General features: G+C 67.5%; 19 protein-coding genes and 1 pseudogene. 12 read left to right on the forward strand and 8 right to left on the reverse strand.

Features of this window, described 5'->3' with window-relative positions:
- Nucleotides 1–14: 14 nt before the first annotated feature.
- From DBV10_RS08350 to DBV10_RS08375, 5 genes are all read left to right on the forward strand, one after another.
- A complete protein-coding gene (locus tag DBV10_RS08350; RefSeq protein WP_124512484.1) occupies nucleotides 15–323 on the forward strand; it encodes a hypothetical protein in 309 nt (102 codons plus the stop codon).
- 5 nt (nucleotides 324–328) lie between these two features.
- The gene (locus tag DBV10_RS08355; RefSeq protein WP_124512486.1) at nucleotides 329–739 is read left to right on the forward strand and encodes a hypothetical protein; all 411 of its coding nucleotides are present in this window, start codon (nucleotides 329–331) and stop codon (nucleotides 737–739) included.
- A gap of 401 nt (nucleotides 740–1,140) precedes the next feature.
- A complete protein-coding gene (locus tag DBV10_RS08365) occupies nucleotides 1,141–1,959 on the forward strand; it encodes a sigma-70 family RNA polymerase sigma factor (protein WP_124512488.1) in 819 nt (272 codons plus the stop codon).
- A gap of 165 nt (nucleotides 1,960–2,124) precedes the next feature.
- A complete protein-coding gene (locus DBV10_RS08370) occupies nucleotides 2,125–2,640 on the forward strand; it encodes a YdeI family protein (RefSeq protein WP_199740066.1) in 516 nt (171 codons plus the stop codon).
- Nucleotides 2,641–2,698: 58 nt separating this feature from the next.
- The gene (locus DBV10_RS08375) at nucleotides 2,699–3,709 is read left to right on the forward strand and encodes an aldo/keto reductase (RefSeq protein WP_124512490.1); all 1,011 of its coding nucleotides are present in this window, start codon (nucleotides 2,699–2,701) and stop codon (nucleotides 3,707–3,709) included.
- Nucleotides 3,710–3,991: 282 nt separating this feature from the next.
- Here the strand turns inward: DBV10_RS08375 and gap are convergent, their stop codons facing one another.
- Together gap and tkt are read right to left on the reverse strand one after the other, a co-directional pair.
- Nucleotides 3,992–4,990 (reverse strand): type I glyceraldehyde-3-phosphate dehydrogenase, encoded by a 999-nt coding sequence (gene gap / locus DBV10_RS08380; protein ID WP_124512492.1) that lies wholly within the window; start codon nucleotides 4,988–4,990, stop codon nucleotides 3,992–3,994.
- A 91-nt stretch (nucleotides 4,991–5,081) separates the two neighbouring features.
- Nucleotides 5,082–7,178 (reverse strand): transketolase, encoded by a 2,097-nt coding sequence (gene tkt / locus DBV10_RS08385; RefSeq protein ID WP_124512494.1) that lies wholly within the window; start codon nucleotides 7,176–7,178, stop codon nucleotides 5,082–5,084.
- Between the two features lie 123 nt (nucleotides 7,179–7,301).
- Here tkt and DBV10_RS22880 point away from each other — a divergent pair.
- Both DBV10_RS22880 and DBV10_RS22885 read left to right on the forward strand, forming a co-directional pair.
- Nucleotides 7,302–7,673 (forward strand): annotated as a pseudogene (locus DBV10_RS22880) (S-adenosylmethionine decarboxylase family protein); the annotation flags it as partial.
- Between the two features lie 27 nt (nucleotides 7,674–7,700).
- Nucleotides 7,701–8,435 (forward strand): nucleotidyltransferase family protein, encoded by a 735-nt coding sequence (locus DBV10_RS22885; RefSeq protein ID WP_199740069.1) that lies wholly within the window; start codon nucleotides 7,701–7,703, stop codon nucleotides 8,433–8,435.
- Nucleotides 8,436–8,452: 17 nt separating this feature from the next.
- Here DBV10_RS22885 and DBV10_RS08395 read toward each other — a convergent pair whose 3' ends face one another.
- The 4 genes from DBV10_RS08395 to DBV10_RS08410 are packed head-to-tail and all read right to left on the reverse strand — an operon-like array spanning nucleotide 8,453 to nucleotide 12,020.
- Nucleotides 8,453–10,156: a flotillin family protein gene (locus tag DBV10_RS08395; RefSeq protein WP_124512498.1), complete on the reverse strand. Its 1,704-nt coding sequence runs from the start codon at nucleotides 10,154–10,156 to the stop codon at nucleotides 8,453–8,455.
- 52 nt (nucleotides 10,157–10,208) lie between these two features.
- Entirely contained in the window at nucleotides 10,209–10,841 is a 633-nt protein-coding gene (locus DBV10_RS08400; protein ID WP_124512500.1) for a YqiJ family protein, read from the reverse strand.
- A complete protein-coding gene (locus tag DBV10_RS08405; protein WP_124512502.1) occupies nucleotides 10,838–11,509 on the reverse strand; it encodes a PspA/IM30 family protein in 672 nt (223 codons plus the stop codon). The genes DBV10_RS08400 and DBV10_RS08405 overlap by 4 nt, the downstream gene beginning before the upstream one ends.
- Before the next feature lies 1 nt (nucleotide 11,510).
- On the reverse strand, nucleotides 11,511–12,020 hold the full coding sequence (locus tag DBV10_RS08410; protein WP_124512504.1) for a hypothetical protein: 510 nt from the start codon (nucleotides 12,018–12,020) through the stop codon (nucleotides 11,511–11,513).
- A 145-nt stretch (nucleotides 12,021–12,165) separates the two neighbouring features.
- Here DBV10_RS08410 and DBV10_RS08415 point away from each other — a divergent pair, with 145 nt between their 5' ends.
- The 3 genes from DBV10_RS08415 to pyk all read left to right on the forward strand — a co-directional run bounded on the left by DBV10_RS08415 (nucleotide 12,166) and on the right by pyk (nucleotide 15,944).
- On the forward strand, nucleotides 12,166–13,563 hold the full coding sequence (locus tag DBV10_RS08415; RefSeq protein WP_124512506.1) for an aminopeptidase P N-terminal domain-containing protein: 1,398 nt from the start codon (nucleotides 12,166–12,168) through the stop codon (nucleotides 13,561–13,563).
- Nucleotides 13,564–13,582: 19 nt separating this feature from the next.
- The gene (locus DBV10_RS08420) at nucleotides 13,583–14,368 is read left to right on the forward strand and encodes a CPBP family intramembrane glutamic endopeptidase (RefSeq protein ID WP_124512508.1); all 786 of its coding nucleotides are present in this window, start codon (nucleotides 13,583–13,585) and stop codon (nucleotides 14,366–14,368) included.
- A 139-nt stretch (nucleotides 14,369–14,507) separates the two neighbouring features.
- Complete coding sequence (pyk, locus tag DBV10_RS08425) at nucleotides 14,508–15,944, forward strand: pyruvate kinase (RefSeq protein WP_124512510.1); 1,437 nt, start codon at nucleotides 14,508–14,510, stop codon at nucleotides 15,942–15,944.
- Here pyk and DBV10_RS08430 read toward each other — a convergent pair.
- Together DBV10_RS08430 and DBV10_RS08435 are read right to left on the reverse strand one after the other, a co-directional pair.
- Complete coding sequence (locus DBV10_RS08430) at nucleotides 15,877–16,467, reverse strand: phosphatase PAP2 family protein (protein WP_124512512.1); 591 nt, start codon at nucleotides 16,465–16,467, stop codon at nucleotides 15,877–15,879. The two genes, pyk and DBV10_RS08430, sit on opposite strands and share 68 nt — an antisense overlap.
- Nucleotides 16,454–17,203, reverse strand: a complete 750-nt coding sequence (locus DBV10_RS08435) for a phosphatase PAP2 family protein (protein ID WP_124512514.1) — start codon at nucleotides 17,201–17,203, stop codon at nucleotides 16,454–16,456. The genes DBV10_RS08430 and DBV10_RS08435 overlap by 14 nt, the downstream gene beginning before the upstream one ends.
- A gap of 74 nt (nucleotides 17,204–17,277) precedes the next feature.
- Here DBV10_RS08435 and DBV10_RS08440 point away from each other — a divergent pair, with 74 nt between their 5' ends.
- The gene (locus DBV10_RS08440; RefSeq protein WP_124512516.1) at nucleotides 17,278–17,982 is read left to right on the forward strand and encodes a response regulator transcription factor; all 705 of its coding nucleotides are present in this window, start codon (nucleotides 17,278–17,280) and stop codon (nucleotides 17,980–17,982) included.
- A complete protein-coding gene (locus tag DBV10_RS08445) occupies nucleotides 17,979–19,376 on the forward strand; it encodes a histidine kinase dimerization/phospho-acceptor domain-containing protein (RefSeq protein WP_233589852.1) in 1,398 nt (465 codons plus the stop codon). Before DBV10_RS08440 ends, DBV10_RS08445 begins: the two co-directional genes overlap by 4 nt.
- The last annotated feature ends 22 nt before the right edge of the window (nucleotides 19,377–19,398 follow it).

The following is a 19,398-nucleotide window of genomic DNA, read 5'->3' on the forward strand; positions in this document are numbered from 1 at the left end:
TGGGCCTCACCTGCATGAAGATCGTATTTGCCCTTGACATGCAATTGCTGATGCTTCTGGCGGTCGCGTGGCCCATCGTGTGGGCCATGCATCTGGTCAAGCTCGCAACCCGCCGGTTGTGGTCCAGCTTCGCGCTGTCCTGCATCCTGATCGTGCCCTACCTGGCTGCCATCGGCGCATACGCCGCGCTCTTCGCGGGTGGCCACAACGGTCCGGCCGATCGGACACTTCACATGGTGCTTTGGGGCTCGGGCGCCACGGTGGTTGTGCTCTGGCTGCTGCTTGTGGTGTCGATCTCGCGGAACCGATCACAGGCCAAGTGAAGACCATGCCTCTCCAGCCGTATCGGAAAATGGGTGGTGGCGCTGCAGCGGCGGCGCTTCTGACGCCCACCCTTGCGAACGCCAATCTTTCGCATGTGAGCGGTGGTGGCGCCTTGCTGCTATCGGTCTTTGTGCTGGCCGCAGTTGCCGGCATTCCAACGTTGGCTGCCGTCACTGCGGAGCGCGGGAGGAGGCTCGCCAACTTTGCGCTGGTACTGGGTGTCTGGATTTTTCTCATTCTTCTTGCGATCGGCATTCCCACTGGCAAGTACGGGGGCGAAAGCGATTCGGCCATCACGAAGCGGATCCTGTTTGCGGCCGCTGCCCTGTTGGCTGCCATCGTGGCGCAACGCCTGTATCGCCGATGGGCGAAGAAGGCGCGCGCTTCGGGTGAGGTCACTGGCAAGGAATCCTAAGAACCTGTTCAGGATCTTTTCGGGGTCGCACAAGTCCCTTGCCGGGATGGGGTGCTAGGCGCGGTGCGCAGTGGATAGCCCGGCTATCCACAAGCGCCGCAACGCCGCAGACCGCCCGGCAAGGCACTTGCCCGAAGGGTTGGAGTGAAATCGGGCGATTGGACGCCCCGGCTGCTTGCATGGGCGCGAGCCCATGCGGCGCATCCGAAGCATCCACTCCTCCCGATTGCACTCCAATGCGATCCCCGAAAAGATCTTGAACAGGTTCTAAGGTCCTGCGAATAGAAGACCTCCTTTCTGCGGGCTTTGCATCCCAGGGTTGGGTCAAGTTCTGCTCCCTGCACTAGTCCACCAAGGTCTGGCCTGGTGTGCGTCCGGCCTGCTTGTGGCACCATGCCCCGATGCATCAAGACGAACACACCCTGGCCCTCGTAGGCGCCAGCCGCAGTGCCCTGGTGCGGGCTGCCACACGCCTGCTGGGCCCGACCGATGCCGAAGACGCCGTGCAGGACGCCTATGTGCGCACGCTGGAGGCCAATGCCCCCGCGCTCAACGCCGCCCAGGCCTGGTTGCTGACGGTGGTGCGCAACCTGGCCATTGACCGTTTGCGGCGGCGCCAGTGGATGGCGCAGTGGCTGGTCGAAGCGATGCAGACGGCGCAGGGCGATGCTGCTGGCATGGTCGCGCCCTCGGCGGAGGCCGATGCGGCCCTGGCGCAGCAGGCCACGCTGGCACTGCGGCGGCTGGCGGCGCGTGTGACGCCTGCGGAGGGCGCTGTGGTGCTGCTGCATGCGGTGTTTGAGGCCAGCCATGCCGAGCTGGCGCAGGCCAGCGGCCGGTCTGAAGCGGCCAGCCGCCAGCAGCTGCGCCGCGCGTTGCAACGGCTGCGGCAGGCTGAAGATGAGGCCCGCCATGGCGATGGACGGGATGAGCCCAGGGACGCCGACCCGGCAGTGCTGCGCCTGTACCTGCAGTCACTGCAATCGCGAGACCCACAGACTCTGTGGGCCCTGCTGCGCCAGCCGCCTGTGAGTGCGCTCGCTATGCATGACTCAGTTCAATCTTTGCCATCGTCGGCCCAGCGCGCACCGGCCATGGTGGGTGGTGTGGTGCAGGTGGGCGGGCAACTGGGGCTGGTGCTCACGCTGGATGGGGTGACGCTTTGCGTGGTGCCGCTGGGGCCCCATGCCGAGCAGGCGCACGAAGCCGTGGTGGCCTAGCCCGCCATCCGCATGCACGACCGCGCGACCGCAGTTGCACCGCAGGCAAGACGGCAAGACGTTCGCTCCACCATGGCTCCGCAGCCCACCCCCACGTTCTTCGCCACCCCGTAGGCGTTCCGCCAGTGGCTGGAGCGCCATGCTGCCAGCGCGCCCGAGTTGCTGGTGGGCTTTCACAAAGTGGGTTCGGGCCACCCCAGCATGGGCTGGTCGGAATCCGTGGATGAAGCCCTGTGCTTTGGCTGGATCGATGGGGTGCGGCGGCGCATTGACGAGCACAGGTATTCGATCCGCTTCACCCCGCGCAAGCCTTCATCGATCTGGAGTGCGGTCAACATCGCCAAGGTGGAGCAGTTGCAGGCGGCCGGCCGCATGACGCCTGCGGGGCTGGCGGCGTTTGCCCACCGCCAGGCGCACAAGTCGGCCATCTACTCCCACGAGCAGGCGGCTGTGGCCGAGCTGCCTGTTGCGCTGCAGCGCGCGTTCCAGCGCAACAAGGCCGCGTGGCGGTACTTTCAGGAATCCACACCGCCCAGTTATCGCAAGGTCATGTTGCACTGGGTCACGTCGGCCAAGCGCGATGCCACCCGGGAGGCGCGGTTGGCAGAGTTGGTGGCCGCCTGCGCTGCGGGCGAGCGGATCGAGCTGTGGGCCAAGCGGCCACCCGTTGAAAAGACATAGGCCGGCCCCCAAGCCCAAGCCACCCGCTGGGTTGCCGTGCTTGCCGTAAGCTCGCGGCATGCAACAAAGAACCATCGGACCTTTCTCCGTCTCGGCCATCGGCCTGGGCTGCATGAACCTCTCGCACGCCTATGGCGCACCGGTGTCGGCCGAGCAGGGCGAGCGCGTGCTGCTGGCCGCACTCGATGCGGGCGTGACGCTGTTCGACACCGCCACGCTGTATGGCTTTGGCGCCAACGAAACGCTGGTGGGCCGGGTGATGAAGCCGCACCGCCACCGCTTCACGCTGGCCAGCAAATGCGGCATGCAGGGCGTGGATGTGAATGGCGACGGCAAGCTGGTGCGCGTGATCGACGGCCGCCCTGCCACGCTGCGCCAAACCTGCGAAGACAGCCTGCGCCGCCTGCAGACCGAGGTGATCGACCTGTATTACCTGCACCGTTGGGACAAGAACGTGCCCATTGAAGACAGCATGGGCGCGCTGGCCGACCTGGTGCGCGCGGGCAAGATCCGCAGCATCGGGCTGTCGGAGGTGTCGGCCGCCACGCTGCGCCGTGCGCATGCGGTGCACCCCATTGCAGCGGTGCAGACCGAGTATTCGCTGTGGACGCGCAACCCTGAGATCGCGGTGCTGGACGCCTGTCGTGAATTGGGCACGGCCTTTGTGGCCTTCAGCCCGGTGGCGCGCGGATTCTTGTGCGGGGACTTGCGCGATGTGAGCACCCTGGACGCCAAGGACATCCGCCGCGCCATGCCGCGTTTTGCGCCCGAAGCCTATGCCGCCAACCTGCAGCTGCTGGACGGCTACCTGCAGGTGGCGCGCGATGTGGGCTGCACACCGGCGCAGCTGGCACTGGCCTGGCTGCTGCACCGGGGCGGGCACATCATCCCGATCCCGGGCACGACGAGCGTGGAGCATCTGCACGATGACCTGGGGGCTGTGGATGTGACGCTGGACGCGGCCACGGTGCAGCGCCTGGATGGGCTCATCAACCAGAACACGGTGGTGGGCGCGCGCTACAACGCGCAGAACGCCAGCGAGGTGGACACCGAGGCTTTTGCGGGTTGATACCGGTATGCGTTCAGAAATATCAATTCGTTCACGCTGAGCCTGTCGAAGCGCCGCGCGGGGCGCAGGCAGGCCTGTCCTGAGCCCGTCGAAGGGCTCAGCCCGAACGGTTCTTGTTGATTGAACGCAAACGGGTATGAATGAGCCCCGGGCAAAAAAAAGCCGGTAGCCTTGGCAGGCGACCGGCTTGAACAGGGTAGTTGCTTCTAGCGCTTCTTCATCTCATCTCAAACAGCATGGGGCTGTGCAGCGGGTGGGCTGGCGCAACCCCGTGGCGTGGTCTTACTTGGACACCACGCGCACCATTTCCAGGCACTTGTTCGAGTAGCCCCATTCGTTGTCGTACCAGCTCACGATCTTGACGAAGGTGCCGTCCAGCGCAATGCCGGCGTCCGCGTCGAAGATGGAGGTGCGGGTGTCACCACGGAAGTCGGTGGCCACCACCTTGTCTTCGGTGTAGCCCAGCACGCCCTTCAGCGCGCCTTCGGACTGGGCCTTCATCTCGGCCTTGATTTCTTCGTACGTGGCGGCGTTTTCCAGCTCCACCGTCAGGTCGACCACCGACACGTCGGAGGTGGGCACGCGGAAGGACATGCCGGTCAGCTTCTTGTTCAGCGCAGGGATCACCACACCCACGGCCTTGGCAGCGCCGGTGCTCGAAGGGATGATGTTTTCCAGAATGCCGCGGCCGCCGCGCCAGTCTTTGTTGGATGGGCCGTCTACGGTCTTTTGCGTGGCGGTGGCAGCGTGCACCGTGGTCATCAGGCCGCGCTTGATGCCCCACTTGTCGTTCAGCACCTTGGCCACGGGGGCCAGGCAGTTGGTGGTGCACGAGGCGTTGGAGACGATGGCCTGGCCGGCGTAGGTGGTGTGGTTCACGCCGAACACGAACATGGGCGTGTCGTCCTTGGAGGGGGCCGACAGCAGCACCTTCTTGGCGCCTGCATCGATGTGCTTCTGGGCCGAGGCCTTGTCCAGGAACAGGCCGGTGGATTCGATCACCACGTCGGCGCCGACTTCGTTCCACTTCAGGTTGGCGGGGTCGCGCTCCTGCGTCAGGCGGATCTTCTTGCCGTTGACGATCAGCGTGTTGCCTTCCACGGCCACGGTGCCGTCAAAGCGGCCGTGCACCGAGTCGTACTGCAGCATGTAAGCCAGGTAGTCGGGCTCCAGCAGGTCGTTGATGCCAACGACTTCGATGTCGCTGAAGTTCTGGATGGCCGAGCGCAGCACGTTGCGGCCGATGCGGCCGAAGCCGTTGATACCAATCTTGATCGTCATAGCTTGTAGTCTCTCCAAGGTTGCAAAGTCGAAATCAGGAACTTGCCGTGGCGCGCCCACTGCAGTGGGCATGCAGCGGGCGGGAGGAGTCTCAGTGGGCCTTGGCCTTGCCGGCCTTCTTGGCGGGCTTGAGCCGTGCAGCGCCGATGGCGACCAGCACCGCGTCGGCCACGTTCTCTTCGGTGAAGCCGAAGTGCTTGAACAGCACGGGTGCGGGGGCCGATTCGCCGTAGGTGTCGATGCCGACCACGGCGGCGCAGCCGTATTTCCACCAGCCGTCGGTCACGCCCATTTCCACGGCCACGCGGGGCACGCCGGCGGGCAGCACGCTGCTCTTGTACTTGGCGTCTTCGCGGTCGAAGGTGGTGGTGCTGGGCATGGAGACCACGCGCACGGCGATCTTCTTGTCGGCCAGCAGGCGCTGGGCCTTGAGGGCCAGCTGCACTTCAGAGCCGGTGGCGATGATCACGGCCACGGCCTTCTTCTTGAGGCCCACATCGGCGGGCTCAGCCAGAACATAGGCGCCGCGCGAGATCTCGCCCAGGTCGCGCTTGGGCGCCACAGCAGAAAGGTGTTGCAGGTTCTGGCGCGACAGGGCCAGCACGGTGGGCTTGTTGCGGTTGGACAGGGCCACGCTCCAGGCCACGGCGGTCTCGGCCGTGTCGGCGGGGCGCCACACGTCCAGGTTCGGGATCAGGCGCAGGCTGGCCACATGCTCGATGGACTGGTGCGTGGGGCCGTCTTCGCCCAGGCCGATGGAGTCGTGCGTGAACACGTGGATCACGCGCTGCTTCATCAGCGCCGCCATGCGGATGGCGTTGCGGCTGTAGTCGCTGAAGGTCAGGAAGGTGCCGCCGTAGGGGATGAAGCCGCCATGCAGCGCCACGCCATTCATGATCGCGGCCATGCCGAATTCGCGCACGCCGTAGTTGATGTGGCGGCCGCCGACGCCAGCCTCGTTCTTCACAACGTGGCCCTGCATGTCAAAGCGCAGGTTGGGCGTGCTCTTGGTGTTGGTGAGGTTGGAACCGGTCAGGTCGGCGCTGCCGCCCAGCAGTTCGGGCAGCGCGGCGGTGAAGGCTTCCAGCGCCATTTGGCTGGCCTTGCGGCTGGCCACGGTCTCGCCCTTGGTGTGGGCCGCCACCACTGTATCGACGGCCACTTGGGCGAAGTTGGCGGGCAGGTTGCCCTCCATGCGGCGCGTCAGCTCTGCGGCCAGCTCGGGGAAGGCCTTGGTGTAGGCAGCAAAACGCTCGTTCCAGGCGGCTTCTGCGCTCTGGCCGCTGGCCTTGGCGTCCCAGCCGGCGTACACGTCTTCGGGGATCACGAAGGGCTCGCTGGTCCAGCCCAGGGCTTCGCGGGTCAGCGCGATTTCTTCGGCACCCAGGGGCTCGCCGTGGGCCTTGGCGGTGTTCACGCGGTTGGGGCTGCCCTTGCCGATGTGCGTCTTGCACACGATGAGGGTGGGGCGCTCGGTCTGCTTCTTGGCTTCGACGATGGCTTCGGCCACCTTGTCGGCGTCATGGCCGTCGATGGGGCCGATCACGTTCCAGCCGCTGGCCACGAAGCGCAGGGGCGTGTTGTCGGCAAACCAGGGGGCGACCTGGCCGTCGATGCTGATGCCGTTGTCGTCATACAGCGCGATCAGCTTGTTGAGCTTCCAGGCGCCGGCGAGCGACACGGCCTCGTGGCTGATGCCTTCCATCAGGCAGCCGTCGCCCAGGAAGGTGTAGGTGTGGTGGTCCACCACGGCATGGCCTTCGCGGTTGAACTCGGCAGCCAGCAGCTTTTCGGCCAGCGCAAAGCCCACGGCGTTGGTGATGCCCTGGCCCAGGGGGCCGGTGGTGGTTTCCACACCAGCGGTGTAGCCCACTTCGGGGTGTCCTGGCGTCTTGCTGTGCAGCTGGCGGAAGTTCTTGAGTTCGCCGATGGGCAGGTCGTAGCCCGTGAGGTGCAGCAGCGCGTACAGCAGCATGGAGCCGTGGCCGTTGGAGAGCACAAACCGGTCGCGGTCAAACCACTGGGGGTTGGTGGGGTTGTGCTTGAGGTGGCGGCTCCACAGTGCCACGGCCATGTCGGCCATGCCCATGGGGGCGCCGGGGTGGCCGGAGTTGGCTTGTTGAACGGCGTCCATGGCCAATGCGCGGATCGCATTTGCCATCTGTTGGGATTGCTGGGTGTTGGCCATGGGGGAGGGTTCAGGGTGGGTGGTTCAGGGGAAACCCGGTATTTTACCGGCTGGCCTCGGGGGGGCGCGCGCAGGCCCTGCGGGAGGCCAGGGTCTCGGCGGCAATGCACTACAGTGCGGGCCATGCAAGGACTGCACCTCACCGCCGATCTCCAGGGCTGCCGCTGCGCCAGCGCCTGGCTGCTGGATGCCACCGCCCTGGGGGGCGCCTGTACCGACGCCGTGCGTGCGGCCGGGCTGCAGGCCGTGGGGCAGTTGTTCCACGCGTTTCCGGCCACCGCCCAGGGCCCCGGGGGGGTGACGGCGACGGTGCTGCTGGCGGAGTCGCACCTGTGCGTGCACACCTGGCCCGAGCAGTGCGCCGTGACGCTGGATGTGTATGTGTGCAACTTCGGCGCCGACCATTCGGCCAAGGCGCATGCCCTGATGGACGCGCTGCTGGCGCTGTTCGAGCCCACGGCCGTGGACCGCCACGCCCTGCAGCGTGGCGCGGTGAATGTCCCCAGCCCCCAGGTTCCCGCCATGCTGCTGGCCGCAGGCCGGGGCGAGCGCATGCGCCCCCTGACCGACACCACGCCCAAGCCCCTGCTGCAGGTGCAGGGCCAGCCGCTGCTGCAGTGGCACCTGGCGGCGCTGCAGGCGGCGGGTGTGGAGCAGGTGCTCATCAACACCGCCTGGCTGGGCCGTCAGATCAGCGATTGTTTTTCAAGTGTTTTTGGCCTCGAGCGATTGATAGGCAAGCGCAAGCAGCTATCAATTTCATACTCCCACGAAGGCGCGGACTTTGGCGCTGCGCTGGAGACGGCGGGCGGCATTGCGCGCGCGCTGCCGCAACTGGGCCCCGTGTTCTGGCTGGCGGCGGGCGATGTGTTTGCGCCCGACTTTGTGTTCGACCGTGCCGCCGTGCAGGCCTTCGAGGCCAGCGGCCACCTGGCCCACCTGTGGCTGGTGCCCAACCCCGCGCACAACCCGCGCGGCGATTTCGGCCTGTCGGCCGACGGCCTGGCGCTGAACCTGCCCGCCGACGATCCCACGCCGCGCTACACCTACAGCACCATCGCGCTGCTGCGCGCCGAGCTGTTTGCGCCGCCCTGGTGCGACATCCCGGCGGGCAACCCCGGTGGCATCAAAGCCCCGCTGGCGCCGCTGCTGCGCCGTGCGATGGACAATGGCCGCGTCAGTGCGCAGCTCTACACCGGCCGCTGGACCGATGTGGGCACGCCCGAGCGGCTGGCGCAACTGAACCAACCCGGCTGAAGCCGGGCCGCCGATCTTTAATCCGCTGGCCTAGCTGAAGGCGCTTGCGTGGATACCGGCTGACTGCCCAGCATGCCCGCCAGGCTCTGCGCCATGCCGGTAATGCCTTCGTTGGACAGGCCGGCATCCTTCATCACCGCATCCACGATGGGTTTGGCAATCTGGTACTGCAGGGCAGAGTTCATGACCTGTTCCGGGAAGGTGCCCTGCGCCCCGTTGCCACCTGTCGCCGTGCCCTGGCTGCCAGGCATGCCGCCCACCTGCACGATGCGGATCGAGTCGATCTTCTCCATGGGGCGCACGGCCTGCTCGATGATCTGGGGCAACTGCTGCAGCAGCAGGCTGCGCACCTGCAGGTCCACCTGTGCGGCCGATAGGGTGTTGAGTGCCTCGTTCAGTGCGCGCTTGCCTTCGGCGTCTGCCAGGGCTGCGGCCTGGCGGGCGCGTGCCTCGATGGTGATGGCCTCGGCACGGTCGAGCGCGGCCTCCTTCTCGGCCGATGCCGACACCCGGATTGCGATGGCGTTCTGTTCTGCGTCCTTGGAGGCCTCGATCAGCTGGATGTTCTTGTCGCGCTCGGCCACCGCCACCTGGCGCGCGGTGTTCACGGCTTCCTCGGCCTTCACGGCCTCGGCGCGCGCCAGGTTGGCGGCGGCGTCGGCGTCGGACTGCTCGCGCGACTTGGTGGCAATGGCGATCTGCGTGTCCTGGCGCGCGATTTCCACCTGCTTGCGCTGCTCGGCGCGCTTGGTCTCGGTGTGGCGCTCCAGCTCGATCTCGCGCGTCTGGATCACCAGGTTCTTCTCGATCTCGGCGGCCTTGATTTCGCGCTCGGCCTCGATGCGCTTCTGGCTCACCTGGCGCTCGGCCTCGATCTTGGCGGCCTCGGCCTCGCGGCTGCGCTCGGCCTGCTGCGTGGCGATCAGCGCGGCCTGCTCGGCACGGGTGGTCTCGATCTCGCGCTTTTGCGAGAGCGAGGCGAACTCCTGGTCCTTCTCGATGGTGAGCTTCTGGCGCGTGGCCTCCAGGTCCTTGGTGCGCACCTGCACCTCGGTGTCCTGCTCCACGTCGTTGCGCTGCTTGCGCCGCGCCTCGGTCTGCTCGGTCAGGCGTGTCAGGCCCTCGGCGTCGAAGGCGTTGTTGGGGTTGAAGAACTGCTTTTCGGTCTGGTCCAGGCTGGTCAGCGAGACGGATTCGAGTTCCAGGCCGTTCTTCTCCAGGTCTTCGGCCACCGCGTTCTGCACGGCCTGCACGAAGTCGCGGCGCTTGTCCTGCAGCTCCTGGATGGTCATGGTGGCGGCGGTGGCGCGCAGCGAGTCGACGAACTTGTCTTCCACCAGGGCCTTGAGCTCCTCGGGGCTCATGGTGCGGGCGCCCAGCGTTTGGGCGGCGATGCTCACGGCCTCTTCGGTCTGTTTGACGCGCACGAAGAAGGCCGCCGTCACGTCCACACGCATGCGGTCCTTGGTGATCAAGCTTTCCTTGGCGCGGCGCACCACCTCGAGTTTCAGGGTGTTCATGTTCACCAGCACGCGCTCGTGGAACACTGGCAGCAGAATGGCGCCGCCATCCATGATGACTTTCTGGCCACCCAGGCCCGTGCGCACAAACGCGGTCTCCTTGGTGGAGCGCTTGTACAGGCGCGAAAACACGATGCCAATGGTCAGCAGGGCCAGCAGGGCAATGCCCGCAATCGCGCCCATTTCGATCAGGTTGCTCATTTCTCGGACTCTCCCTCGGTTGGTTTGGTGTTGGTGTGGCGGTTTCTCGTGCTTACATCAGTCCCGGATGAGGGTTGGCAATGCAGCGATAGAAGGCGCCGATTTTGCGCACGATGAGTATCTGAGCACCTTCGGCGAAGACTTCGTCGTCCACATTGGGCTCCACCATCAGGTAGTGGGTGCGGCCATGGGCATCGCGTACGCGTGCTTGCGCGGCGAGCCCCCGTCGGGCTGCGCCGGCAGACACAACGCCGGGCCGCCCGATCAGTGACATCTCGCTCACGGCCGAGGTCTCATCGCGCGGGATGATGTGAGCGATCAGTGCTCCCAGGCTGCGCACGGTGGCCATGCCCGGGGCCACCGCCACCAGGCCCGCCAGCCAGACGGGGAGGTAGACCCCCAGCAACCCATGGGCTACCTTTTGGAGGCTGTAGCCGAACACGGCATAGCCCGCGAGGAACAGGACAAGCAGCACCAGCGACGGGACTTTGCCGATGTGTAGCCAGCCCAGCACCCGGTCCAGACCGGTATCGCCGTCGATGTCGGGCAGCAGGTCATCCAGCCAGTTGCTTGGGCTCAGCGAGATCAGCATGCCCAAGCCTTCCACCAGTGCAATGCCCACAATGAGCGCAAAGGCCACGCCGAAAGGCCAGGTCTCCGCGGCCGTGAACAGTCCTACGATCACGATTGCCCCGTCTTCAAGCGGGCCATGCGTTCGGCGATCTTGTTTTCTCGCACCAGGTCGTCAAGCTCCTTGAGTTTTGCGGCTTGGTCCAGTGTGTTGCTGCGGTCCGTGCCTGACAGGCCTGTCTGGCGCGTGTAGATGCGGTCGAAAGCGCCAGTCACGGCATCCATCCGGTCTGCGGAGCTTGTGTTGCCATATTGAGGCGATGCCGCCTGGTTGGTACTGGCGCGGCTCTTGCGAAAGGCTTCGAGCGCATCGGCCATCTCGCGTTGTTTGGCTAACAAGGCGGCCACATAGCCTGTCAGCTCACTCTCTTGCCGGGCCAGTTCGGCCAGTGTGGTTTCAAGCACCGGAATTTGGGCCTCAATGTCGAGTTGGCGGGCCACCGCTGCCCGCGCCAGGTCTTCGCGACCGGCTGCCAACGCCTGGTCGATTTGCTCGGCCAGCGTGCCGTGCTGCCCATTGAGGTGGGCATGCTGCTGCTGGGCCAGATGCCGGTTGGCACTGACCAGCCCCAATTCATGGCGCACATCGCCGATGACGGCGTTTGCTTCGCGCAGTGACTGCTCCATGATGGCCAACGGGGCTTGGTTTTCCAGGCGATCTACCAGCGCATGCACGCTGCCGGTGATGACGCGTCCTACGCGTGTCTTGAGCGAATCTGCCATGTCAGGCTCCTTTTGAGACGGGGGAATGAATGGTGTGGGCCAGCTCCAGGGTTGCAGCGGCGTGGCGTTGCACGACGGCGGGATCGTAAGCGCTGGCCTGTGTGGTGGTGGCTTGCCGCAGTAGCGTCTCACTGAGGGCAAAGCCCCGCCGCACCAGAAGGTCTTCAAGGCGGGATGCCTCTTGCTCTGTGCTCGGAGCGTTGCTCACTACGATGGCCAGGCAAGTGGTGACGTGGTCCAGCATGGCGTTGAGCACTTCTGAATGCCGCCCCGTCTGGCCCTCGGTTCGTACCAACGATTCGCGCAGCCGGCCCGTGATGTCGCGCGCCCAGGCATGGGCTGCCACGTAGTCCATGGCGCTATCGTGGTGGCGCTTGAGCTGGCCTAGCAGCACACGCACTTTGTCACTGTTGGTGGTGGCGCCTTCTACCTGCAACTGCGCCAACCAGAGGTAAAGGTCGCTCGGTATGCGGGCAGAGAGGGGCTCCATGGTGGTGGAGGTGGTGGCCATGGCATCCATCCAGAAGTGGTCTTGAATGCGATGGTATTCATTTGAATTCGTTTGTCAACGAACTTCCATCTGCGAATTTGGAATTGTTTTCGGCTGGAATGGCTCTGTCATTCGGCGGGAGACGAATTCGCGATAAAAATAGGGAATGACCTCAACGTTCCCGCATTCCGTCTACGCCCAGCGCCGCGCGCACCTGGCTGCCCAGCTGGGCCCAGGGGGCATCGCCATCATCCCCACGGCGCTGGAGCGTCCGCGCAACCGGGACAGCGACTTCCTGTTCCGGCACGACAGCTACTTCTACTACCTGACCGGCTTCACCGAGCCCGGCGCTTGCCTGGTGCTGGCCCACGACGGCCGCAGCACGTTGTTCTGCCAGCCCAAGGACCTGGAGCGCGAGATCTGGGACGGCTACCGCCTGGGCCCTGCGGCCGCGCCGGCCGCGTTGGGGGTGGACGCCGCCTGTTCGATGGCCGAGCTGGACAGCAAGCTGCCGCGCCTGCTGGAGAACCAGGGCTGCGTCTGGCACCCCTTCGCCACGCACAGCGGCCTGGCGGCGCGCGTGGAGGGCTGGCTCAACGTGGTGCGCGGACGTGTGCGCTACGGCGCGCTGTGCCCCGCCGCACAGAACGACCTGTGCACGCTGCTCGACGAGATGCGCCTGTTCAAGGACGCGCACGAGCAGGACATCATGCGTCGCGCAAGCAGCATCAGCGCCCAGGCCCATGTCCGCGCCATGCAGCGCTCGGCCCGCATGCTGCGCGGCGGGGAGGATGTGCGCGAATACCACCTCGATGCCGAGCTGCTGCACGCGTTCCGCGATGCGGGCTCGCAGTACCCGGCCTACAGCTCCATCGTCGCGGCGGGGGCCAATGCCTGCGTGCTGCACTACCGGGCCGATACCGCCCCGGTGCGCGATGGCGAGCTGGTGCTGATCGACGCGGGCTGTGAGCTCGATGGCTACGCCAGCGACATCACGCGCACCTTCCCGGCCAATGGCCGGTTCAGCGGGCCGCAGCGCGCGCTGTACGACCTGGTGCTGGCCAGCCAGGATGCGGCGGTGGCCGCTACCAAGGCCGGTGCGCGCTTCAACGACCCGCACGATGCCACCGTGGCCGTGCTCGCGCAGGGCATGCTGGACCTGGGCCTGCTCGACAGGAACAAGGTGGGCACGGTGCAGGACGTGATCGAGCAGCGGGCCTACTTCCAGTTCTACATGCACCGCACCAGCCACTGGCTGGGCATGGACGTGCACGACTGCGGCAGCTATGTGGAGCCCGGCGAGGTGGGCCAGGTCAGCGAGCGCAAGGACCCGCTCTCGGGAGAAACCATCGCCAACCGCCCCAGCCGCGTGCTGCGGCCCGGCATGGTGCTCACCATCGAGCCTGGCCTCTATGTGCGTCCGGCTGCGGGCGTGCCCGAGCCGTTCCACCACATCGGCATCCGCATCGAGGACGATGCCATCGTCACCGACGCTGGCTGCGAGCTGATCACGCGCGGCGTGCCGGTGAAGGCCGACGAGATCGAAGCGCTGATGCGCGCCTGAGCGGCGGACGGCCCGCCACATGGACAGGGAGCACGCCATCGCATCGCCCGCCTCGGTGGCCGCGGCGCGTGGCCTGCGGTGGCGCCAGGGGCTGGCGCTCTGGCTGCTGGGCATGCCCGGTGTGGTGGCCGTGGTGGGGGCGCTGCTGCCCACCCTGGCGGCCCACCAGGCGCTGCTGCCGGTGCCGCTGTGGGCGGTGGTGCTGCTCAGTGGCTTGCAGACGGCGGTGCTGCTGGCGGCGGCTGTGGCGCTGGGGGTGGTGCTGGCTCCGCGCGTGGGGCTGGGCGCGCCTGCCCTGTCCGCGTGGCTGTCGGGCCGCCCGGTGGCACCGGTGCTGCGGTCGCAGCTTGTGCCGGGCCTGTGGGGCGGGCTGGCGGGGGCTGCCTGGCTGTGGGCGCTGGCGCGCATGGCGCCCGATGCGCTGAAACCCTCCGACCCTGCGGGCGCCATGCCCTGGAGCGTGAAGCTGCTGTATGGCGGCATCACCGAAGAGGTGCTGGTGCGCTGGGGGCTGATGAGCCTGCTGCTGTGGCTGGGCTGGCGCCTGGTGCAGCGCGGCCAGGGGGCCCCGCGCGCGGGGCTGCGGGTGATGGCGGTGGGGCTCAGCGCCCTGCTGTTTGCGGTGGGGCATTTGCCTGCGGCCCAGGCCCTGGCGGGCGTGCTGACCCTGCCGGTGGTGGCCTTTGTGCTGCTGGGCAACGCGGCCTTCGGGGTGGTGGCGGGCATGCTCTATGCGCGCCATGGGCTGGAGGCGGCCATCCTGGCCCATGTGCTGGCGCACGCGGTGTCACACCCGTTCTTCTGAACTTGGCTGGCGATGGGCGGCCCCGGCACCAGGCTGGGGTGGCGGCCATGTGCCGCCTTCGCCTTTTGGTAATCGGTATGTAACCGCTTCCGTGTAAAAATTGAAACCCGATTACATATTCACAGAAAGAGACAAGCCCATGTCGCCACGCCGCGCCACCAAGATTGTTGCCACCCTGGGCCCCGCATCGAGCGACCCGGCATTGCTGGAGTCCATGATCCGCGCCGGGGTCAATGTGGTCCGGCTGAACTTCAGCCACGGCAAGGCGCAGGACCACATTGACCGCGCGGCCACGGTGCGCGCCGCCGCGCAGCGTGCAGGCCGTGAGGTGGCCATCATGGCCGACCTGCAGGGCCCCAAGATCCGCGTGGGCAAGTTCGCCGAGGGCAAGGTGATGCTCGAATCCGGCGCCAAGTTTGTGCTGGATGCCTCGCGCACCGAGCTGGGCGACATCGACGGCGTGGGCCTTGATTACAAGGAGCTGCCGCGCGACGTGAAGGCGGGCGACCTGCTGCTGCTCAACGACGGCCTGATCGTGCTGACGGTGGATGCCGTGCGTGGCGAAGAGGTGCACACCACCGTCAAGATCGGCGGCGAGCTGTCCAACAACAAGGGCATCAACAAAAAGGGCGGGGGCCTTACGGCACCGGCCCTCACGGCCAAGGACATGGAAGACATCCGCACGGCCATGAGCTTCCAGGCCGACTACGTGGCGGTGAGCTTTCCCAAGAACGCCACCGACATGGAAATGGCGCGCCAGCTGTGCAATGTGGCGGCGGCCGAATACCGCCACAAGCCGGGCCTGATCGCCAAGATCGAACGCGCCGAAGCGATCCCGCACCTCGAAGCCATCCTGCGCGTGAGCGACGGCATCATGGTGGCGCGCGGTGACCTGGCGGTCGAGGTGGGCAATGCGGCCGTGCCCGCGCTGCAAAAGAAGATGATCCGCATGGCGCGCGAGCAGGACAAGGTCGTCATCACCGCCACGCAGATGATGGAAAGCATGATCACCAACCCCGTGCCCACGCGCGCCGAGGTGAGCGACGTGGCCAACGCCGTGCTGGATGGCACCGATGCCGTGATGCTGAGCGCCGAGACGGCCGCCGGCCGCTATCCGCTCGAAACCGTGGAAGAGATGGCCACCATCTGCGCTGCGGCCGAGGCGGCGGAAGACCACCAGCTGGATGCCGACTTCACTGGCCAGACCTTCGGCCGCATCGACCAGTCCATCGCCATGGGCGCGCTGTTCACGGCCCACCACCTGGGCGCCAAGGCCATCGTGGCCATGACCGACAGTGGTGCCACGGCCTTGTGGATGAGCCGCCACAGCATCCGCATCCCCATCTACGCCCTCACGCCCAAGGTGGCGACGCAACGCAAGATGGCCATGTACCGCAACGTGCGCCCCCTGCTCATGGACACCAGCGCCGACCGCGACACCGCGCTGGACCAGGCCGAGCGCCACCTCAAGAGCCGCAACATCGTGCAAAAGGGCGATGTCTACGCCATCACCTGTGGCGAGCCCATGGGCGCGCCTGGCGGGACCAATATGCTGAAAATCTGCGTTGCCAGCTGAGACGGCGTGACTGCAGGGCCAGCGCATGGACGGCCCATGCGCTGAGGGTGCCGATGAGCATGCCCGCCAGCACATCGGACGGAAAGTGAACCCCCAGGCAGATGCGGCTCCAGGCCATGGCCAGGGCTGCAGCCCACCCTGCCAGGGCGAGGGTGCGCGGCACGGCGCAGGCCTGCTGCAGGCTGGCCGCCAGGGCCCATGCGCCCGCCGCATGCATGCTGGGAAAGCCCGCCCGGGCGGCGTGCTCGATCCATTGCACCCCCAGGCCCAGCTGGGCCGGGCGCGGCGCCGGAACGGCGTACCTCAGCAGTTGCACGCCGATCCACGCGAGCAGCACCGCGGCCAGCGCGGTGCCCACGGCGCGCCGCTGTGCGGGGCCGCCCACCACAAAGCCCCCTGCGAGCACCCCGCCCATGGCAATCGGCAATTGCTCGGAGGCCCACCGCGCCGCAGTCACTACGGCGGGGGCGGTGGCTGCGTCTGCATTGAGGGCGTGAAACAGGGCCAGATCAAGGGGCAGCATGGGGCGTCTCGGCGGGTGGGCGGGTGTGTGCAAAGGCCGGGAAGCGGGGCCGCAGCGCCGTGGCGGCCAGGTCGCACAGCCAGCCGGTGGTCCAGCACAGCCAGCCGGTCCACAGCGTGTGGCTCATGAAATGGGCGCCCCGCACCTGCTGGGCCCCGCCCAGTACGAACCCGGCCAGCAGCGAGCCTGCCAGCCACCAGCGCGCGGCGGTGGGCGCCTTGTGGCGCAGGGCGAAGTAGCCGCCCAGAAACGCAAACCCTGCCGAGGCATGGCCCGCCGGAAAGCAGCGCCCGCTGCCCCCGTCCAGCACCCCCAGCGCCCAATGCGAGACATGGCGGGCCACGCCGCCGAACTGCGCCAGGTCCCAGGGGCAACTGGTGGCGCTGAGGTTCTTGGCAATGCTCACCACCGCCAGTGCCAGCAGGGCGCTCACGGCCATCTGCAGCCGTTCGCTGGCATCGAGCCGCCGCAGCACGCCCCGGGGCCACCACACGCTCAGAGCCAGCAGCAGCACCAGCAGCCACCCCAGGCGGCGCGCGCTTTCGTGGAGCACCTGGACGAAGAACCACTGGTCCCGCATCGGAAAACCGGCCGATGAACCAAAGGGCTGGGCAAAGGCCAGGTCCTGCCCGCCCGCGTCCCAGGCCAGCACGCAGGCCAAAGCCCCGAGGGTCCAGAACAACAGGGTGTGGCGGCGGGCGGGGGCAGGTGGGGGCGTGACCGGTGTAGAGGGCATGCCCGGCACGATAGGGGGCCGTACTTAACCTCGTCTTAATGCTTGCGGGTGGCGGGCGCTGCGACAATGGCCCGATGCGAATACTCGTGGTCGAAGACGATGCGGGCATTGCCAGCGGCCTGCGCTCCAACCTGCAGCAGCGTGGCTATGCGGTGGATGTCAGTGATGGCGTGGCCAGCGCCTGGAGTGCCCTGCGGGCCGAGCGGTTTGACGCCGTGCTGCTGGACCTGGGGCTGGTGGACGGCGATGGCAGCGAACTGCTGCGGCGGCTGCGCCTGAGCCCCGCCGCCGGTGCGGCGGCTCCCGCCCTGCTGCCCGACCCCGCCACGCCCGTGCTCATCGTCACGGCCCGGGACCAGGTGCACCAGCGCATCGCCGGGTTGGACCTGGGGGCGGACGACTACCTCGCCAAGCCGTTCGATGTGGACGAGCTGGACGCGCGCCTGCGGGCGCTGCTGCGGCGTGCGGCGGGCCGTGCGTCGCCCACCATCCGCCATGGCGACATCGAGCTGGACCCGGCCACGCGCACCGTGCGCCAGCAGGGCCGGCCGGTGGAGATGTCGCCCCGGGAGTTCTCGGTGCTGCTGGTGCTGCTGGAGGCGCGGGGCCGGGTGCTTTCGCGCCAGCAGATCGAGGAGCGCCTCTACAGCTGGGACGCGGCCATTGAGAGCAATGCCGTGGAGGTCCACATCCACCACCTGCGCCGCAAGCTCGGCAGCGCCTGCATCCAGACCATGCGGGGCGTGGGCTACTTCATGCCCCAGGAGGTGGCGGGATGAGCGCCCCGCCGCCCGCCATGCCCGCAGCGTCGGCGCGGGCCCGCCGGCCCTCGCTGACCCGGCAGTTGCTGCTGTGGTCGCTGGGGGCGCTGGCGCTGGTGTGGGGCAGTTTTGTGTTCATCGGCTACCAGACGGGCGTGCACGAGGCCGATGAGCTCACCGACGGGCACCTGGCCAGCGTGGCGGCGCTGCTGCTCAACCTGCGCGCCACCGAGGCCATGGCGGGCCCGCAGGTGACGCCGCGGGCCCCTACGCCCTGGCTCAAGACCCACGACTACCAGCAGTCCATCAGCGTGGTGCAATGGGATGCGCAGGGGCGGCTCTTGTCCCTGAGCGGTTCTACCCCGCCCCCGCCGTTCACCGAGGCCGAAGGCTTTGCCAACCTGAGCCTGGGGCCGGACCAGGTGGCCTGGCGCAGCTTTTCGCAATGGGATGCGGCGCGGGGCCGCAAGATCATGGTGCTGCTGCAGCTGAGCGAACGCGACGAGCTGGCCCAGGACATTGCCGAGCAGATGATCGAACCCGGCCTGTGGCTGCTGCCCGTGGTGTCGCTGGCCCTGGGGTTGGCGCTGTGGCGCGGCCTGCGGCCGCTGTATGCGCTGTCGGCCGATGTGGCGGGGCTGGACCCCGCCAGCACGCAGCGCCTGGCGTCACGCCATGCCTGGAGCGAGTTTGAGTCCGTGGTGGCGTCGATCAACACCCTGCTCGACCGGCAGCAGGCCGCCATGGTGCGCGAACGCCGGCTGGCCAACGAAGTGGCCCACGAGCTGCGCACGCCGCTGTCCTCCATTGCGCTGCAGGCCAGCGCCCTGGCGGGGCCGCTGGGCGAGGCCGAACGGGCCCAGGCGTTGGCGCGCATCGGCCAGGATGCCCTGCGCGCCGGCCATGTGCTGGACCAGCTGCTCGCCCTGGCACGGGCCAGCCGGGCCGAGCTGCACGAGGCCAAGGCCCCGGTGGACCTGTGCGCGCTGGCGCGCGCCGTGTGCGCCGACCATGCCCAGGCCGCCTGGCAGCGTGGCGACGAGATTGCGCTGCAGGCCCCGCCGGCATTGACCGTGCCGGGCCACGCGGTGCTGCTCGACAGCGCCGTGCGCAACCTGGTGGAGAACGCGCTTCAGCACACGCCGGACGGCACCCGCATCGCGGTGCAGCTGGGCGTGCAGGACCAAGGGGGCGCCTGGCTGCAGGTGTGCGATGACGGCGCCCGCAGCGCTCCGGCCGGTGGGGGCGTGGCCGCAAAGCGCCCCGTGGACAGCCTGCACCTGGGGCATGAAATCCTGCGCCGCGTGGCGGACATCCACGGGGGGCGCTTTGGTGCAGCGCCCGCGCCAGCCCCCTTTACCACCTGCTACCGGTTGGATTTGCCCTCGCCCCAGGATGTGGCCCCCGGTTAAAATTGTGGGTTACCAAGCGGTT

This window comes from Acidovorax sp. FJL06, assembly GCF_003852545.1.
Lineage (GTDB): Bacteria > Pseudomonadota > Gammaproteobacteria > Burkholderiales > Burkholderiaceae_C > Acidovorax.

Coding starts and splice junctions, on each gene's coding strand:
- DBV10_RS08350 (WP_124512484.1), top strand. CDS start 15: ATGAAGATCGTATTTGCCCTTGACATGCAATTGCTGATGCTTCTGGCG.
- DBV10_RS08355 (WP_124512486.1), top strand. CDS start 329: ATGCCTCTCCAGCCGTATCGGAAAATGGGTGGTGGCGCTGCAGCGGCG.
- DBV10_RS08365 (WP_124512488.1), top strand. CDS start 1,141: ATGCATCAAGACGAACACACCCTGGCCCTCGTAGGCGCCAGCCGCAGT.
- DBV10_RS08375 (WP_124512490.1), top strand. CDS start 2,699: ATGCAACAAAGAACCATCGGACCTTTCTCCGTCTCGGCCATCGGCCTG.
- gap (WP_124512492.1), bottom strand. CDS start 4,990: ATGACGATCAAGATTGGTATCAACGGCTTCGGCCGCATCGGCCGCAAC.
- tkt (WP_124512494.1), bottom strand. CDS start 7,178: ATGGCCAACACCCAGCAATCCCAACAGATGGCAAATGCGATCCGCGCA.
- DBV10_RS22885 (WP_199740069.1), top strand. CDS start 7,701: ATGCTGCTGGCCGCAGGCCGGGGCGAGCGCATGCGCCCCCTGACCGAC.
- DBV10_RS08395 (WP_124512498.1), bottom strand. CDS start 10,156: ATGAGCAACCTGATCGAAATGGGCGCGATTGCGGGCATTGCCCTGCTG.
- DBV10_RS08405 (WP_124512502.1), bottom strand. CDS start 11,509: ATGGCAGATTCGCTCAAGACACGCGTAGGACGCGTCATCACCGGCAGC.
- DBV10_RS08410 (WP_124512504.1), bottom strand. CDS start 12,020: ATGGCCACCACCTCCACCACCATGGAGCCCCTCTCTGCCCGCATACCG.
- DBV10_RS08415 (WP_124512506.1), top strand. CDS start 12,166: ATGACCTCAACGTTCCCGCATTCCGTCTACGCCCAGCGCCGCGCGCAC.
- DBV10_RS08420 (WP_124512508.1), top strand. CDS start 13,583: ATGGACAGGGAGCACGCCATCGCATCGCCCGCCTCGGTGGCCGCGGCG.
- pyk (WP_124512510.1), top strand. CDS start 14,508: ATGTCGCCACGCCGCGCCACCAAGATTGTTGCCACCCTGGGCCCCGCA.
- DBV10_RS08430 (WP_124512512.1), bottom strand. CDS start 16,467: ATGCTGCCCCTTGATCTGGCCCTGTTTCACGCCCTCAATGCAGACGCA.
- DBV10_RS08435 (WP_124512514.1), bottom strand. CDS start 17,203: ATGCCCTCTACACCGGTCACGCCCCCACCTGCCCCCGCCCGCCGCCAC.
- DBV10_RS08440 (WP_124512516.1), top strand. CDS start 17,278: ATGCGAATACTCGTGGTCGAAGACGATGCGGGCATTGCCAGCGGCCTG.
- DBV10_RS08445 (WP_233589852.1), top strand. CDS start 17,979: ATGAGCGCCCCGCCGCCCGCCATGCCCGCAGCGTCGGCGCGGGCCCGC.